The following is a 15,623-nucleotide window of genomic DNA, read 5'->3' as shown; positions in this document are numbered from 1 at the left end:
TTTCTTATTTTAGCTTTAACTAAATAATGAAAAAATATATTATTCTTCCTATTTTAACCGTTATGCTCTGTATAACAGCAAAAGCGCAAAGGTTAGCTTATGTAGATTCTGAATACGTATTGCAGCATATTCCAGAATACTCATCTGCTCAAAAACAGTTGAATGCTTTGGCAGAAAAATGGCAAAGTGATATAGATAGTAAATTTGCAGAGGTAGATAAGATGCAAAAAGACTTTATTGCAGATCAGGTTTTATTAACTGATGTGATGAAGAAAAAAAGAGAAAATGATATTTTGTTAAAAGAAAAAGAAGCTAAAGATCTGCAGCAAAGTAAGTTTGGTTATGAAGGTGAACTTTATAAGCAAAAATTAAGACTAATAAAACCAATACAAGATAAAGTTGCAAAAGCAGTAGAAGAATACGCAGGCAGAGAAAGTATTGATATTATTATTGATAAAAGTTCAGTAACATTGCTATTTGCAAGGCCAACCTTTGATGGTACTAATGATGTAATCGTTAAATTAGGTTATAAACCAGGTGCATTTGCTAAATAGAAATATTTGTTTTAAAATCGTAAATTAAAATTAACACACAATTAAAAGAATGAAAAAATTATTTAAGATTGCATTAGTAGCAGGAGGATTATTATTTGCAGGTAATTTGGTAAATGCACAACAAAAAATTGCACATATCAACTCGGCAGAATTGATTAAAACCATGCCGGAAGTAGCTACAGCAGATAAACAATTAGAGGTTTTTAAAACATCTTTAGATGCAGATGGAAAAACAATGTACACAGAGTATCAATCAAAAGTTCAGGATTTTCAAAGTAAAGAGAAAACTTTGAGTGATGCTTTAAAAGATGCTAAAGTAAAAGAAATTCAAGATTTGCAAAAACGTATTGAAGAATTTCAAACCAAAGCTGGTGAAGATTTCGAGAAAAAAAGAGGGGAACTTTATGATCCAATTCTTAAAAAAGCAGAAGATGCAGTAAAAGCAGTTGCCAAAGAAAAAGGATATGCTTACGTATTTGACACAACACAACCAGGTATCGTTTATTTTGACGGTGGTATCAATATTTTAGCTGACGTTAAAACTAAATTAGGCTTAAAATAGTTTAGGCTTAAAGCCGAAGGCAAAAAGCTTAAAGCGAAATGCGAAGTCGGATAATATTCTGCTTCGCATTTTTATTTCTTATAGTTTTTAATTTTTAAGCGTTAATTTAGTCTCTTGTTCAACAGCTTTAAGCCTTTAGCTTTAAGCCTTCAGCTTTTTTTAAGAATGCAAAACCCAATTGGAATTTTCGACTCAGGTATAGGTGGTTTAACTGTTGCTAATGCAATAAGGAAAGTTTTACCTCATGAAAACCTGATTTACTTTGGCGATACAGCACACATGCCCTATGGTGATAAATCTGCAGAAGCGATAAAGTACTATTCATTAAAAATCGGAAAATTTTTACAGCAACAAGGCTGTAAAGCAGTTGTTATAGCTTGTAATACAGCTTCATCTTTGGGTTATCAAGATTTGAAAGATTTTTTGGGTAATGATTTGCCAATTTTAAATGTTATTGACCCTGTTGTAGCTTATTGTGCAAAACAAACACATTACCATAAAATTGGAGTAATAGCCACCAAAGCAACCATTAAGTCAGATATCTATGCAATTAAGCTTAAAGCCGCTTTACCTAAAATTAATGTACAATCTTTAGCAACGCCATTGCTTGCCCCAATGATTGAAGAAGGTTTTTTTGAAAATAATATCAGCAAAACAATTATTAATTCCTACCTATCATCACCTAAGCTCAAAAAAATTGACTCTTTAATATTAGCTTGTACGCATTATCCTTTAATAAGAAATGAAATTGACGCTTTTTTTAAAGAGAAAGTAGAGATTTTAAATACAGCAAGCATTGTAGCTGATGACGTTAAAGAAAAACTTACCCAGTTAAAACTCATTAATCATTCAACAGCAAAGCCCAAACATCAATTTTTTGTCTCAGATAAAACAAGTTCGTTTGAAACAAGTACGCAACTTTTTTTTGGTGATAAAATTAATTTGGTGCAAAAAAATATTTGGGCTACTTCTATTTAGAATAATTCTTAATAAGTTTCATTGTTGTTAAGATTAGTTCTTAAACTTATGGTTTCGTATTTTTGCAAATCAATTCACTTTATTTTATAAATCATGAAAAAAAGTTCAATTATAGGGATGATAATTATTGCCATAGCAATTGGAGTAATTATTAGTACTTACGCGGATAGTAGTACTTACGGTTCTTTTGCCGATGCCCAAGAATCACAAAAAGAGTTGCATGTAGTTGGTACATTAGATACCACTAAAGCAATGATTTATAACCCACAGGAAGATGCAAATTATTTTTCTTTCTATTTAAAAGACAATAAAGGTAAAGATTGCAAAGTTATATTCACAGGTTCTAAACCTCAAGATTTCGAGCGCTCAGAGTCAATTGTACTAACCGGTCAAATGCAAGAAGGAAATTTTTATGCAAGTAAAATATTGATGAAATGCCCTTCAAAATATACTAAAGATAAAATAGAAGTTACAGAGGTTAAAGCCACTAGTTAAATATAATTTTTAATGGATATACAATTTACAGGTGAAAACCTGTTGCCGGGTAAACTCGGTCAGTTCTTTATAGTCTTATCTTTTGGTACTTCAATATTATCCCTTTTGAGCTATTATTTTGCCACCACTGCAAAAGATAAGCTTGATTTATCATGGCAAAAATTAGGTAGGTTAGCTTACAGATTAAATCTTTTCGCTATTATCGGTGTTGGTGCTTGTTTGTTTTATATCATTTACAACCACATGTTCGAGTATCATTACGCTTGGGCGCATTCATCTAAAACTTTACCTGTATATTATATCATTTCTTGTTTTTGGGAAGGGCAGGAAGGTAGTTTTTGGCTTTGGACATTTTGGCAAGGTGTTTTAGGATGTTTTGTAATTGTTAAAGCAAAAACATGGGAGAATAGTGTAATGACTGTTATTTCTCTATCTCAGGTGTTTTTAGCCAGTATGATTTTAGGCGTTGAAATTTTAGGCGCCAAAATAGGTTCTTCCCCTTTTGTATTGCTAAGAGATGCATTGGAAGCTCCAATATTTTCAAGAGCAGATTATTTATCTTTAATAGAAGACGGAAATGGCTTAAATCCATTATTGCAAAATTATTGGATGGTTATACACCCACCAACTTTATTTTTAGGCTTTGCCTCAATGATCATACCTTTTGCTTACGGTGTTGCAGCTGTATGGGAAAAAAGATATTCAGATTGGGTTAAACCCGCTTTACCCTGGGCATTGTTTGCCGTAATGATATTAGGTACTGGTATTATAATGGGGTCTTTTTGGGCTTATGAGGCTTTAAATTTCGGTGGTTTTTGGGCTTGGGATCCAGTTGAAAACGCTTCTATAATTCCTTGGTTAACACTTATTGCTGGTGTTCACGTAATGATAGCTTACAAAAACTCTGGTCATTCTTATTTTACAGCTTTATTTTTAGTTATTATAAGCTTTGTATTGGTTTTATATGCCTCTTTCTTAACGCGTAGCGGTATATTAGGTGATACATCTGTACATGCCTTTACTTCTATGGGTATGGATAAACAATTACTAATTTATCTTGCTGTTTTTACCATTCTACCTTTTGTATTGATCATTATCAATTGGAAGCATTTGCCAATTACTCAAAAAGATGAAGATACCTATTCAAGAGAATTTTGGTTATTTATTGGAGCAATAGTTCTATTGGTATCATGTATTCAAATTATCGCTACAACATCTATTCCTGTTTTTAACGCAATTTTTGGTACAGAAATAGCGCCACCAACAGATGCTATACAGCATTACAACAAATGGCAAATTGCATTTGCCTTTGTAATAGCCACAATTTCTGCTTTCTCTCAATTCTTGAAATACAAAAAAACGGATGTTCGTAAATTTTTCATCAGTTTGGCAGTAACTTTTATCGTTTCAATATTTTTAACCGCAGGTTTGGTTTACGCAATGGATATATACAGTAACTTAATGTATATATTAATGACGTGGGCTGCGGTTTTCTCCATATTATGTAATGCCAAAGTTTTAGGCGAGGCATTTAAAGGTAAATGGAAACTATCTGGCTCTGCGGTTGCACACATAGGTTTTGCGCTATTGCTAGTTGGTGCTTTAGTAGCAGCAGCAAACAATAAAGTAGTTTCATTAAATAATACCGGTATTGGTTTTGGAGACGAGTTTGCGAAAAATAACAATCCAAGAGAAAATATTATACTTTATAAAGATGAACCTGCAAAAATGGATAAGTACACGGTTACTTATTTAGGAGATTCTACCTCAGGTGTAAATACTTATTACAGGGTAAATTATAAAGTAATTAATACAGAAGGTAAGGTTACAGAAAACTTCAACCTTTATCCAAATGCACAACAAAATGCTAAAATGAAGCAAATTATAGCTTCGCCAGATACAAAACATTATTTGTTTCATGATATCTATACCCACGTAAGTAGTGTGCCATTAAAAGAGGAGCACCACGAAGACCATGAAGGCCATTCCGATGATGAGAACTACTTAACACCGGTAGTGCATGAAGTTACTGTAGGAGATACCATCAGATTTAGATCTGGATTTTTAGTGGTTAAAAACGTTAATAAAAATGCAACTATAAAAGACATTCCTCTAAATAAAGGTGATGTTTCAATAGGGATGCAATTAGAAATTAATGCCAACAATGCAACCTACCAAGCAGAACCAATATTTTTGATAAAAGGAAATAGTAAGGTTGATTTTGGTAAAAAAGTAGATGAAGCAGGTTTGAAATTAAGATTTACAAACGTATTACCCGAAAAAAACAAATTAGAATTAACTGTTTACGAAAAGCCAAAAGCTGAGAAAAAAGATTGGATTGTTTTAAAAGCGATAGAATTTCCTTATATAAATTTATTTTGGGGTGGTACAATTATCATGGTAATTGGATTTATACTATCTATCTTCAGAAGATCTAAAGAAGTAAAAACAGTATGAGAATAGCAATGCTAGGTGCTGGTAATGTAGCTACGCATTTAAGTAAAGCTTTAATTAATGCAGGCTTTCCGGTTGCCCAAGTTTGGAGTAGAAATATTGAAAACGCCGTTGATTTAGCTTCGCAAATTGGAGCAAATTCTATTGCTAAAATTGAAGAAGTAAGTACAGATATTGATATAGTAATTTTAGCAGTAGCAGATGATGCTATTGCTGAAATTTCAAATAGATTACCTATAAATGCCGATAGAGTTGTATTACACACCTCCGGCTCAACTGCTATTGATACTTTAAATAAGCACCAAAAATTTGGTGTTTTATATCCACTTCAAACATTTTCTAAAAACACTGACTTAGATTTTAGCCAAATACCGCTGTGTATTGAAGCTAATGATGATGATACTTTAAATCAATTAAATTTGATAGCTAATAGATTATCAAATAATGTAGTATTTGTAAATTCAGATAGTAGAATGCGCTTACATATTGCTGCTGTTTTTGCATGTAATTTCTCCAATTATTTTTTCGGTATAGCTCAAGATTTAATGTCCGGTGCTCAACTTAATTTCGATCTTATAAGGCCTTTAATACAAGAAACCGCAAGCAAAGCAATGGAAAAAAAACCTGTTGATGTACAGACTGGTCCGGCTAAAAGGAATGATCAAAATACCATTAAAAAACATTTAGAATTGTTAGAAAGCGAACCAACGTTAAAAGAATTATATGCTTTACTAAGTCAAAACATAGTAAAAAAGTATAGTGAATCTTAAATAGCATCTAAATAAATCCTTAATTTGCACCCGCATGAATATTTTTAAATTAAAGATAAATTTCGAAGAAAAAGATCACGAAAGTTTAGAACTGCCAATTGCCGAAGGGGAATCGGTTTTAGATGTTTGTTTGGATAACGGTATAGATTTACAACACAATTGCGGTGGTGTTTGTGGCTGTAGTACTTGCCATGTATATGTAAACAAAGGCGAAGATAACATTCAAGAAATTTCAGATAAAGAAGAGGATTTTATTGATAGGGCAATTAATCCAAGAATAAGTTCAAGATTAGGTTGCCAGTGTATCTTAATAGATGGTAATTTAGAAATTACCATACCAGATCAGTCTCAATTTATGGGGCATTAAAAAATAAAGAAAAAAATGAATCAAGATAAATTTGCACTTCCAATACATTGGAACGACCATGAAGATATTGCCATGGGATTATATGAGAAGTTTGGAGAAGATTTTGGTGAATCAAAAATCTACCGCATAAGATTTACCGATTTGATGGATTGGGTTTTAAGCATTCCAAATTTTAAAGGAACAAAAGAAGAATGTACAGAAGGACATTTAGAGCAAATACAATCTGCTTGGGTGTATGAGTGGAGAGATAACAAATAAATACTTACAAGGGTTCAAATTAAATTGAGCCCTTTTTTATTTAAGAAAATTTCTATTATAATTATTTTTATGAAAACATACGATATTATCATTATAGGTGCCGGTCCCATAGGCTTAGCCTGTGCTATTAAAGCTAAAGATGCAGGTTTATCTTACTTAATTTTAGAAAAAGGATGTTTAGTAAATTCATTATATAATTACCCTCAAAACATGACTTTCTTTTCAACATCAGAAAAGTTAGAAATTGGGGGAGTTCCTTTTGTATCAAACAGTCCAAAACCAACCCGCTCAGAAGCTTTAGAATATTATAGGCGAGTAGCTCTAAAGTTTGATTTAAATATTCATCTTTTCGAAACTGTAAATTCCGTCATAAAACATGAAAATAATGACTACAAAATAGAAACCAGTAAGCAAAGTTATAGCTGTAAGAATATAATTGTATCTACTGGTTTTTATGATTTACCAGCTTTATTGAACGTTAATGGAGAAGATTTACCAAAAGTTAACCACTATTATAAAGACCCGCATTTTTATGCCATGCAAAATGTACTGGTAGTTGGAGCAAGTAATTCATCTGTTGATGCGGCTTTAGAATGTTATAGAAAAGGTGCAAATGTTACCATGGTAGTGCGTGATAGTAAAATTGGGGAAAGAGTAAAATATTGGGTGCGTCCAGATATTATAAATCGGATAGAAGAGGGGAGTATCAAGGCTTTTTTTAGAGCTAATATTAAAGAAATTAAAGCCAATAAAGTAATTATTAATACCAAAGATGGAGATGTAGAAATTGAAAATGATTTTGTTTTGGCGCTAACTGGTTATCAGCCAAATTTTGAATTTTTAAAAAACTTAGGCATTCAATTAAGTGATGACGATAAAAAATATCCAAACCATAACCCATTAACAATGGAAACTAACCAAAAAGGAATATATTTAGCAGGGGTAGTTTGTGGTGGTATGGATACACATTTGTGGTTTATAGAAAATTCTAGGATTCATGCAGATTTAATTATTGATAACATTCTAAAAAAACAGTAAACTAAAATTCGTTTTTTAAAATTTGTTCAATTTGTGTTTTTAGTGAATTTAAATCATTAGAAGCATAAAAAATCCGTTCCATCTTTACACCGTGATATTCATGAATGATGAAATTTCTGAAAGAACGTGGAATATGCCAAGGATAAGGATATTTTTCTAAAATGGTAATATCTATATATTTAACTGCTTCACCAATAATCAAAAATTGATATTGTACAGCACTTTGCAATTTAATATCATCCAAGAAATTGCTTTCAGAAACATCTTTAATAAATTTTTCTATTAAGCCTATTGCATTATATATATGGATAATCCGCTCTTTTAAAGCTACCTTATCCATATATTTTTATTAAGTCATTTTCTGCATTAGCCAAGGAGAAACCTTTCAAATAGCCTTTTTCAACTAAATCTACTTTACGGTTTATTGGCTTTCCTAGTAAATATTCTAAGTCTAATAAGTCAAACATAGAATACTTTTTATCTTCATTTAATTCAACCATTAAGTCAATATCACTATTGTATTGATCTTCACCCCTTGCAACAGAACCAAACAACCAAGCTAATTTCACTCTCCCATCATTTAAAAGTGTTTTCTTTAAAGAATCAATAATATTTAACGGAGAAGACTTTAAAGAATGATAAATAACTTTTTCTTCGGCTAGTTGCAAAGCTTTTAAAGCTGTTTCTTCATTTTCTAATTCTAAAACTAATTTATCAGACAACCAAGATACCAATAATTCGTTTTTATCGGTTTCAAAATAAGTGGCTAGTTTAATCACTAAATCTTTATTCGCTTTTCTTATGCCTCTTTCAATTTTGCTTAAAATAGCTTGGTCTATATCTAAATAAGCAGATACTACCCTGAGCGGTAAATTTTTACTTTCTCTTAAGTTTTTAATTGAATCTCCAAAAGTTTCCATTTTGAATAATTTTATTTTGACAAAAATAGTCAAAATTTCATATAGTTACTTAATCAAGTGCAATATTTCGCCTAAAGGCTGGTCAATTTCAATTTTTATACCATTAACTCCAGCAGCTTCAGCAGCTTCAACATCAGTAAATTTATCACCAATAAAATAGCATTTATTAGGTTCCAAATCAAAATCTTTTATGCCGTTTAACAACATGCCAGGTTTGGGTTTTCTACAATCACAAGCTCCTGTAAAATTAGGGTGATGTGGGCAATAGTAAAAATGAGACACTATTATACCGTGTTTTAAATAGTCTTCTTTAATGAGTTTGTGCATTTGGTTTAAGGTATCTTCTGTGTACCAACCTTTAGCTAAACCACCTTGGTTAGTTGCAACTAAAATAAGGTATCCTCTGTCTTGCAATTCTTTTAAGGTATCGTAATTATGGGTTAAAATTTCAAAATCTTCTAACCTACAAACATAGTCGCCAAGTTCTTTATTAATAACACCGTCTCTATCTAAAAAAATTGCTTTTTGCTTTGTCATTTTCACCTGTTTTTGCGAAGGTAAATAATTATTGCTAAAAAAAATATTGAGATTACAGTGCTTATGGGTAGTATTAAAAATAAGCCTCTTGTGTAAAAAATACACTCAGTTTTGTGAAAATACGACGATTAAACACATTTAAAGCCTTAAAAGTATTGGCAATAATAATTATGCTTGCATAAAACAAATGATATTTAATTTTGATTTTTTAAAAAATTTGGCGTTAAAATTGTGTTTTTGTTAATATGCAAAGCATTTCGGTATTCATTTCTTATATTTTTCATAAAAGAAATGCCGATTTACTATATCCGAAAAAAAATTCATATTTTGAACTCCAAACCGAACTAAAAATAGAATTTAATGAATCAACCAGATCAAACTCAACAAGGATTATACGACGCTAAGTTTGAACATGATGCATGTGGTACAGGATTTATCACAAACATTAATGGAAAAAAGTCTCATCATATCATTGTTGATGCACTTACTATGCTGGAAAATATGGAGCATAGAGGAGCGTGTGGATGCGACCCGGATAGTGGAGACGGAGCAGGTATAATGATACAAATACCACACGAATTTTTTCTTGATGAGTGTATGGCTCAAGCTATAGATTTAAAAGAACCAGGAAATTACGGGGTAGGGATGATGTTTCTTCCCAAAGATAATCATGACAGAAAAGCATTAAGGAAAATTATTGAAGCTTGTGCAGCCAAAATGGGACTTCCTGTTTTAGGTTACAGAAAAGTGCCAGTAAACTCTCATGTTGTTGGTGAAACAGCAAGATCAGTAGAGCCTCTTGTAAGACAAATTTTTATTGGTAAACCAAATCATATCACCAATAACGATGATTTTGAAAGAAAGCTTTATGTTTTAAGAAGATTAATAAGTAAAACACTTGCAGAAAAAGTAGGTACAGATATTGGCGAGTTTTATTTCACTTCTCTCTCTTCAAGAGTAATTGTTTACAAAGGTCAGTTAACAACTTATCAAGTTCGTCAGTATTATCAAGATTTACAAGATGAGCGAGTGGTTTCAGCTTTCGGGATGATTCACTCTCGTTTTTCTACCAATACTTTTCCATCTTGGAAACTAGCACAACCTTTTAGATGTATGTCTCACAATGGCGAGATTAATACTTTAACAGGTAATTTAAACTGGTTTTATGCAGGTGTAAGGTCTTTAGTTTCTCCATTCTTTACACAAGAAGAGATGGAAATTTTATTGCCAGTTATTGATAATAACCAATCAGACTCTGCTTGTTTAGACAATATAGTTGAAATCTTAATGCACTCGGGGCGCTCATTACCACATGTAATGATGATGTTGGTTCCAGAAGCTTGGGATGGCAATGAAGCAATGGACCCGTTGAAAAAAGCTTTTTACGAGTTTCATGCAACAATTATGGAACCTTGGGATGGCCCAGCAGCTCTAACTTTTACAGATGGTAAATTAATAGGTTCTATTTTAGATAGAAATGGTTTACGTCCTTTAAGATATGCCATTACCAATGAAGACACCGTTATTGTAGCATCAGAAGCGGGTGTAATTGCTTTAGATGAGAAAACAATTCTTAGAAAAGGAAGATTGCAGCCAGGTAAAATGTTCTTAATTGATACAGAAAACGGCAAAATCATCACCGATGATGAAATTAAAACTCAGATTGCAAGTCGCCAACCTTATGGCACTTGGATAGATAATTATAAAATTAGATTAGAAGAGTTACCTGAGCCAAGGGTTTCTTTTACTAACATGTCTAAAGAATCTGTTTATCGTTACCAAAAAGTTTTTGGTTACAGTCGCGAGGATATAGATACCATTATTAAGCCTATGGCTTTAGATGGCAAAGAGCCAATTGGCTCAATGGGTACTGATGTTCCTTTGGCAGTTTTATCAGATCGTCCTCAACATTTATCAAGTTACTTTAAACAGTTTTTTGCCCAAGTAACTAACCCACCAATAGATCCAATTAGAGAGCGTTTGGTAATGAGTTTAGCTACTTTTATAGGGAATAATGGTAATATTTTAGATGAAGATAAAATGCACTGCCATTGCGTTACCTTAAAACAACCTATTTTAAAAGATAGCGAACTTGAAAAATTAAGAAGTATTGATACAGGTTTATTTAACGCTAAAACCTTACAAACTTACTTTAAAGCCGATGGTTTAGAAGGCTCTTTAGAAAGAGGAATTGACAGACTTTGCCGTTATGCAGAAGACGCTGTAAATGATGGTTTTGAAGTTTTAATTTTATCTGATAGAGCGATAGATTCTGAACATGCTCCAATACCGTCTTTATTAGCTGTTTCAGCAGTGCACCATTTCTTAATTAAGAAAGGTTTAAGAGGTGCTGTTGGTTTAGTTGTTGAAGCTGGAGATGTTTGGGAAGTTCATCATTTTGCTTGTTTATTGGCTTTTGGTGCAACGGCCATTAATCCTTATTTAGCTATAGCATCAATCTCAGCTATTAAAGCTGACGATAAATACGACACTCCTTTAGAAGAAACTGTTTTAGTTAAAAACTATGTAAAATCTGTTTGTGATGGTTTGTTAAAGATTTTCTCTAAAATGGGAATCTCAACTTTACAATCATACCATGGCTCGCAAGTTTTTGAGATATTAGGTTTAAACAAGGAAGTTGTAGATAAATATTTTTGTGGAGGAATTAGCCGCATAAGCGGTTTGGGTTTAGATGAAATTGCTCGCGAAGCTTTGTCTAAACATATTAACGGTTTTAAAGGTGATGCAGAGCAATTACTGCCAGAAGGTGGTTTTTACCAATGGAAACGTAGGGGAGAAGCTCATTTATTTAACCCAACAACAGTTCATTTGTTACAACATGCAACTAAAACAGGTGATTACGAAACCTATAAAAAGTATGCAAGTGCAGTAAATGATCAAAAAGATAAAATGTACACTTTACGTGGATTGCTTGATTTTGCAAAACACCGTGAGCCAATAAGTATTGATGAAGTAGAACCAGCAGAAAACATCATGAAGCGTTTTGCTACAGGTGCTATGTCTTTTGGATCTGTATCTCACGAGGCACACAGTACCTTAGCTATTGCTATGAACCGTATTGGTGCTAAAAGCAATACTGGAGAAGGTGGTGAAGATGAGATGCGTTACAAACCAATGGAGAACGGAGATTCCATGCGTTCTGCCATTAAACAAGTTGCATCTGGTAGATTTGGTGTTACCATCAATTATTTAACCAATGCAGATGAGTTACAGATTAAAATGGCTCAGGGTGCAAAACCAGGAGAAGGTGGCCAATTACCCGGCGATAAAGTAGATGATTGGATTGCAAAAACTCGTCACTCAACACCTGGTGTAGGATTAATTTCTCCTCCACCTCACCATGATATTTATTCTATTGAAGATTTAGCTCAGCTTATTTTCGATTTAAAAAATGCCAATAGAGCAGCAAGAATTAACGTTAAATTGGTTTCTAAAGCTGGTGTAGGTACCATTGCTGCAGGTGTTGCTAAAGCACATGCCGATGTAATTTTAATTGCAGGTTACGATGGTGGTACAGGTGCTTCGCCAATAAGTTCTGTAAAACATGCTGGTTTACCTTGGGAACTTGGTTTAGCAGAAGCGCATCAAACTTTAGTTAAAAATAAATTAAGAAGTAGGGTTGTTTTACAAGCCGACGGACAATTAAAAACGGGTAGAGATTTAGCTATTGCAGCTTTATTAGGTGCCGAAGAATGGGGTGTAGCTACAGCAGCTTTAGTTGCAGGAGGTTGTATTATGATGCGTAAATGTCATTTAAATACTTGCCCTGTAGGTGTTGCAACTCAAGACCCTGAATTAAGAAAACTTTTTAGTGGTAAGCCAGAACACGTGGTTAATCTTTTCCAATTCATGGCGCATGAATTGAGAGAAATAATGGCCGAACTAGGTTTTAAAACCATTAATGAAATGGTTGGAAGAGTTCAATTCTTGAAAATGAGAGAAGATATTACGCATTGGAAAGCTAAAAAATTAGATTTTTCTGCAATGTTACACCCTATGGAATATCCAAAAGGAATGACATTATATAATAGCGAATCTCAAGATCATGGAATGGATAATATCATTGATTGGAAATTATTTGAGGCAGCTAAAATTGCTTTAGAAAGTAGAACTCCAGTTTTTGGCGAATTCCCAATCAAGAATACAGACAGAACAGTTGGTACCCTTTTATCAAACGAGATTGCTAAAATTTACGGTTCTGCTGGCTTACCAGACAATACCATTAACTATAAATTTATAGGTTCTGCAGGTCAAAGTTTTGGTGCTTTTGCAGCAAAAGGTATTTCTTTTGAATTAGAAGGAGAAGGAAATGACTATGTAGGGAAAGGATTGTCAGGAGCACAGTTAGCTGTTTACCCATCAAAAGAGAGCTCTTTTGTGCCAGAGGATAATATTATTGTTGGTAACGTAATTTTATACGGTGCAACATCTGGAGAGTTGTTTATAAGAGGGCAAGCAGGAGAACGTTTTGCAGTAAGAAACTCTGGAGCAACCGCTGTTGTTGAAGGAGTTGGAGACCATGGTTGTGAATATATGACAGGTGGTATTGCATTAATTATTGGTAAAACAGGTAGAAACTTTGCTGCTGGAATGAGCGGAGGTATTGCTTTAATTTATGATATTGATGGCGAATTTGCAGATAACTGTAATTTAGAAATGGTTGATTTAGATCCTTTAAATCCTAAAGACGAAGAATTAATTATTAAGTTATTACGCAAACACTACCAATTAACACAAAGTTCTTTAGCTAAACGCTTAGTAGATAATTGGAAAGATGAGTCTTCTAAGTTCATAAAAGTGTTTCCAAAAGAGTTTAAAAAAGTATTGGCTCAGAAACAGCAATTAGAATCAATTTATTAAAATGGGAAAAATAACAGGATTTAAGGAGTACGGAAGAGAACTTCCAGAAAAAGTACCTGCTCAAGATAGAGTAAAAAATTATAATGAATTTGTAGGCATGTATTCAGATGAAAAACTGAACCAACAGTCTGCAAGATGTATGAACTGTGGAATTCCGTTTTGTCATAATGGTTGCCCGCTTGGTAATGTTATACCAGAATTTAATGATGCTGTTTATAAAGAAAACTGGCAAGAAGCTTATAAAATTTTAAGTTCTACAAATAACTTTCCGGAGTTTACAGGCAGAATTTGCCCTGCACCTTGCGAAGCTGCATGTGTTTTGGGGATTAACAAACCTGCGGTTGCCATAGAAGAAATAGAAAAACATATTATCGAAATTGCTTACGAAAAAGGTTTTGTTAAGCCTTACCAACCAATTTTAAAATCAGGTAAATCTGTAGCTATTGTGGGTTCTGGCCCGGCAGGTATGGCAGCAGCTGCACAATTAAATAAAGTTGGGCATATAGTTACTGTTTTTGAAAGAGATGATTATGCTGGTGGTTTATTAAGATATGGGATTCCAGATTTTAAATTAGATAAAGCTGTTGTTGAGCGTAGAATTAACGTGATGAAAGAAAGCGGTATCAACTTTAAGTTTAATACTGAAGTTGGTAAAGACATTAGTGCTAATGAACTAGTAGCTAATTTCGATGCTGTTGTTTTAGCAGGTGGCTCTACAGTTCCTCGTGATTTACCAATTCCTGGTCGCCAGTTTAAAGGTGTTTATTACGCTATGGAATTTTTAAAACAATCAAACAAAAAAGTTGCAAGCGTTGCTGTTAATGAAGAAGAAATTTCTGCGAAAGGCAAAAATGTTGTAGTTATTGGTGGTGGCGATACAGGTTCTGATTGTGTAGGTACTTCAAATAGACAAGGTGCAAAATCTGTAACACAGTTTGAATTGATGTTTCAACCACCAAAAGAAAGAACCATTAATATGCCTTGGCCGCAATATCCAATGTTGTTAAAAACTACAAGCTCTCACGAAGAAGGTTGCGAACGTTTTTGGGCCATCAATACAAAAGAATTTATTGGTGATGCTGATGGTAATTTAATAGGATTAAAAATTAGTGAAGTAGAGTGGGAGACAGACTTTTTAGGGCGTCCAACTAAGTTTACTGGAATTGAAGGAACTGAAAAAACAATTCCTTGCGAAAGAGTTTTCTTAGCAATGGGTTTCTTAAATCCTCAATATGAAGGAATGCTGGAGCAATTAGGTGTAAAGCTTGATGGACGAAAAAATGTTGACGCTACAGAAGGGAATTACAAAACTAGCGTTGATAAAGTTTTTGCTGCAGGAGATATGCGTAGAGGACAATCTTTAGTTGTTTGGGCAATTTCAGAAGGTAGAGAGGCAGCTCGTAAAGTTGATGAATACTTAATGGGATACTCATCTTTAGAAAGTAAAGATGCCATTAACGTTTTTGATAACGCATTTTAATAAAATACTATTGATACAAAAAGGCTATCTCAAGAAATTGAGATAGCCTTTTTTATTTTAATCAATTTCATAGTTTAATAATCAGTCTAAGCTTTTTAATAAAACCCAATATCTAAACCAAGTAATTAATTTCTCAAATTTCGATAATTTGCTTGGGTCTCTTTTGTATAAGCTTGGTAATATAGATTTATTTACGCGGTTAATTAACCTAAAAAATACTTTCATATAATATATATTTAAGATTATCGACTTAAAAATCTCTGTGAAGATGTATAAAAAAATCCTCGGTTTGAATTAAAAAACCGAGGATTTAATATATGATTGAGTTT

Annotated in this window: 14 protein-coding genes; 11 read left to right on the top strand and 3 right to left on the bottom strand. The window is 33.0% G+C overall.

Annotated elements, in window-relative coordinates:
- The first annotated feature begins 26 nt into the window (after positions 1-26).
- The 9 genes from ACFSSE_RS15105 (at position 27) to ACFSSE_RS15065 (ending at position 7,476) form a co-directional block, all read left to right on the top strand.
- Entirely contained in the window at positions 27-554 is a 528-nt protein-coding gene (locus ACFSSE_RS15105; RefSeq protein WP_379041614.1) for an OmpH family outer membrane protein, read from the top strand.
- A 49-nt stretch (positions 555-603) separates the two neighbouring features.
- The gene (locus tag ACFSSE_RS15100) at positions 604-1,116 is read left to right on the top strand and encodes an OmpH family outer membrane protein (protein WP_379041616.1); all 513 of its coding nucleotides are present in this window, start codon (positions 604-606) and stop codon (positions 1,114-1,116) included.
- 165 nt (positions 1,117-1,281) lie between these two features.
- Positions 1,282-2,094: a glutamate racemase gene (gene murI / locus ACFSSE_RS15095; protein WP_379041618.1), complete on the top strand. Its 813-nt coding sequence runs from the start codon at positions 1,282-1,284 to the stop codon at positions 2,092-2,094.
- Between the two features lie 93 nt (positions 2,095-2,187).
- Positions 2,188-2,589 carry a cytochrome c maturation protein CcmE domain-containing protein gene (locus ACFSSE_RS15090; RefSeq protein WP_379041620.1) on the top strand — a complete coding sequence of 134 codons (402 nt, stop codon included), beginning with the start codon at positions 2,188-2,190 and terminating at the stop codon, positions 2,587-2,589.
- Positions 2,590-2,601: 12 nt separating this feature from the next.
- Complete coding sequence (locus tag ACFSSE_RS15085) at positions 2,602-5,046, top strand: heme lyase CcmF/NrfE family subunit (protein WP_379041622.1); 2,445 nt, start codon at positions 2,602-2,604, stop codon at positions 5,044-5,046.
- Positions 5,043-5,813, top strand: a complete 771-nt coding sequence (locus tag ACFSSE_RS15080; protein WP_379041624.1) for a Rossmann-like and DUF2520 domain-containing protein — start codon at positions 5,043-5,045, stop codon at positions 5,811-5,813. Before ACFSSE_RS15085 ends, ACFSSE_RS15080 begins: the two co-directional genes overlap by 4 nt.
- A gap of 34 nt (positions 5,814-5,847) precedes the next feature.
- Positions 5,848-6,180 (top strand): 2Fe-2S iron-sulfur cluster-binding protein, encoded by a 333-nt coding sequence (locus tag ACFSSE_RS15075; RefSeq protein ID WP_379041626.1) that lies wholly within the window; start codon positions 5,848-5,850, stop codon positions 6,178-6,180.
- A gap of 15 nt (positions 6,181-6,195) precedes the next feature.
- Positions 6,196-6,438: a Fe-S cluster assembly protein IscX gene (gene iscX / locus ACFSSE_RS15070; RefSeq protein WP_379041628.1), complete on the top strand. Its 243-nt coding sequence runs from the start codon at positions 6,196-6,198 to the stop codon at positions 6,436-6,438.
- A gap of 69 nt (positions 6,439-6,507) precedes the next feature.
- Entirely contained in the window at positions 6,508-7,476 is a 969-nt protein-coding gene (locus tag ACFSSE_RS15065) for a YpdA family putative bacillithiol disulfide reductase (RefSeq protein ID WP_379041630.1), read from the top strand.
- Between the two features lies 1 nt (position 7,477).
- Here the strand turns inward: ACFSSE_RS15065 and ACFSSE_RS15060 are convergent, their stop codons facing one another.
- From ACFSSE_RS15060 to ACFSSE_RS15050, 3 genes are read right to left on the bottom strand one after another with little or no spacing between them, the layout of a single operon-like run.
- On the bottom strand, positions 7,478-7,816 hold the full coding sequence (locus ACFSSE_RS15060; RefSeq protein ID WP_379041632.1) for a HepT-like ribonuclease domain-containing protein: 339 nt from the start codon (positions 7,814-7,816) through the stop codon (positions 7,478-7,480).
- A complete protein-coding gene (locus tag ACFSSE_RS15055) occupies positions 7,809-8,396 on the bottom strand; it encodes a nucleotidyltransferase domain-containing protein (RefSeq protein WP_379041634.1) in 588 nt (195 codons plus the stop codon). Before ACFSSE_RS15055 ends, ACFSSE_RS15060 begins: the two co-directional genes overlap by 8 nt.
- Positions 8,397-8,441: 45 nt before the next feature.
- Positions 8,442-8,933 carry a D-glycero-alpha-D-manno-heptose-1,7-bisphosphate 7-phosphatase gene (locus tag ACFSSE_RS15050; RefSeq protein WP_379041636.1) on the bottom strand — a complete coding sequence of 164 codons (492 nt, stop codon included), beginning with the start codon at positions 8,931-8,933 and terminating at the stop codon, positions 8,442-8,444.
- Positions 8,934-9,293: 360 nt separating this feature from the next.
- Between ACFSSE_RS15050 and gltB the strand changes: the two genes are divergently transcribed.
- Together gltB and ACFSSE_RS15040 are read left to right on the top strand one after the other, a co-directional pair.
- A complete protein-coding gene (gene gltB, locus ACFSSE_RS15045; RefSeq protein ID WP_379041638.1) occupies positions 9,294-13,814 on the top strand; it encodes a glutamate synthase large subunit in 4,521 nt (1,506 codons plus the stop codon).
- Position 13,815: 1 nt separating this feature from the next.
- Positions 13,816-15,294: a glutamate synthase subunit beta gene (locus ACFSSE_RS15040; protein WP_379041640.1), complete on the top strand. Its 1,479-nt coding sequence runs from the start codon at positions 13,816-13,818 to the stop codon at positions 15,292-15,294.
- Positions 15,295-15,623: the final 329 nt, after the last annotated feature.

Origin of the sequence: Pedobacter alpinus, from assembly GCF_042684645.1 — a bacterium.
Classification (GTDB): domain Bacteria; phylum Bacteroidota; class Bacteroidia; order Sphingobacteriales; family Sphingobacteriaceae; genus Pseudopedobacter; species Pseudopedobacter alpinus.
This window is presented reverse-complemented; position numbering and strand designations above follow the sequence as displayed.

What these genes read in the sequence shown, in the direction of transcription:
- ACFSSE_RS15105 (WP_379041614.1), top strand. Translation starts at nt 27, where the DNA reads ATGAAAAAATATATTATTCTTCCTATTTTAACCGTTATGCTCTGTATA.
- ACFSSE_RS15100 (WP_379041616.1), top strand. Translation starts at nt 604, where the DNA reads ATGAAAAAATTATTTAAGATTGCATTAGTAGCAGGAGGATTATTATTT.
- murI (WP_379041618.1), top strand. Translation starts at nt 1,282, where the DNA reads ATGCAAAACCCAATTGGAATTTTCGACTCAGGTATAGGTGGTTTAACT.
- ACFSSE_RS15090 (WP_379041620.1), top strand. Translation starts at nt 2,188, where the DNA reads ATGAAAAAAAGTTCAATTATAGGGATGATAATTATTGCCATAGCAATT.
- ACFSSE_RS15085 (WP_379041622.1), top strand. Translation starts at nt 2,602, where the DNA reads ATGGATATACAATTTACAGGTGAAAACCTGTTGCCGGGTAAACTCGGT.
- ACFSSE_RS15080 (WP_379041624.1), top strand. Translation starts at nt 5,043, where the DNA reads ATGAGAATAGCAATGCTAGGTGCTGGTAATGTAGCTACGCATTTAAGT.
- ACFSSE_RS15075 (WP_379041626.1), top strand. Translation starts at nt 5,848, where the DNA reads ATGAATATTTTTAAATTAAAGATAAATTTCGAAGAAAAAGATCACGAA.
- iscX (WP_379041628.1), top strand. Translation starts at nt 6,196, where the DNA reads ATGAATCAAGATAAATTTGCACTTCCAATACATTGGAACGACCATGAA.
- ACFSSE_RS15065 (WP_379041630.1), top strand. Translation starts at nt 6,508, where the DNA reads ATGAAAACATACGATATTATCATTATAGGTGCCGGTCCCATAGGCTTA.
- ACFSSE_RS15060 (WP_379041632.1), bottom strand. Translation starts at nt 7,816, where the DNA reads ATGGATAAGGTAGCTTTAAAAGAGCGGATTATCCATATATATAATGCA.
- ACFSSE_RS15055 (WP_379041634.1), bottom strand. Translation starts at nt 8,396, where the DNA reads ATGGAAACTTTTGGAGATTCAATTAAAAACTTAAGAGAAAGTAAAAAT.
- ACFSSE_RS15050 (WP_379041636.1), bottom strand. Translation starts at nt 8,933, where the DNA reads ATGACAAAGCAAAAAGCAATTTTTTTAGATAGAGACGGTGTTATTAAT.
- gltB (WP_379041638.1), top strand. Translation starts at nt 9,294, where the DNA reads ATGAATCAACCAGATCAAACTCAACAAGGATTATACGACGCTAAGTTT.
- ACFSSE_RS15040 (WP_379041640.1), top strand. Translation starts at nt 13,816, where the DNA reads ATGGGAAAAATAACAGGATTTAAGGAGTACGGAAGAGAACTTCCAGAA.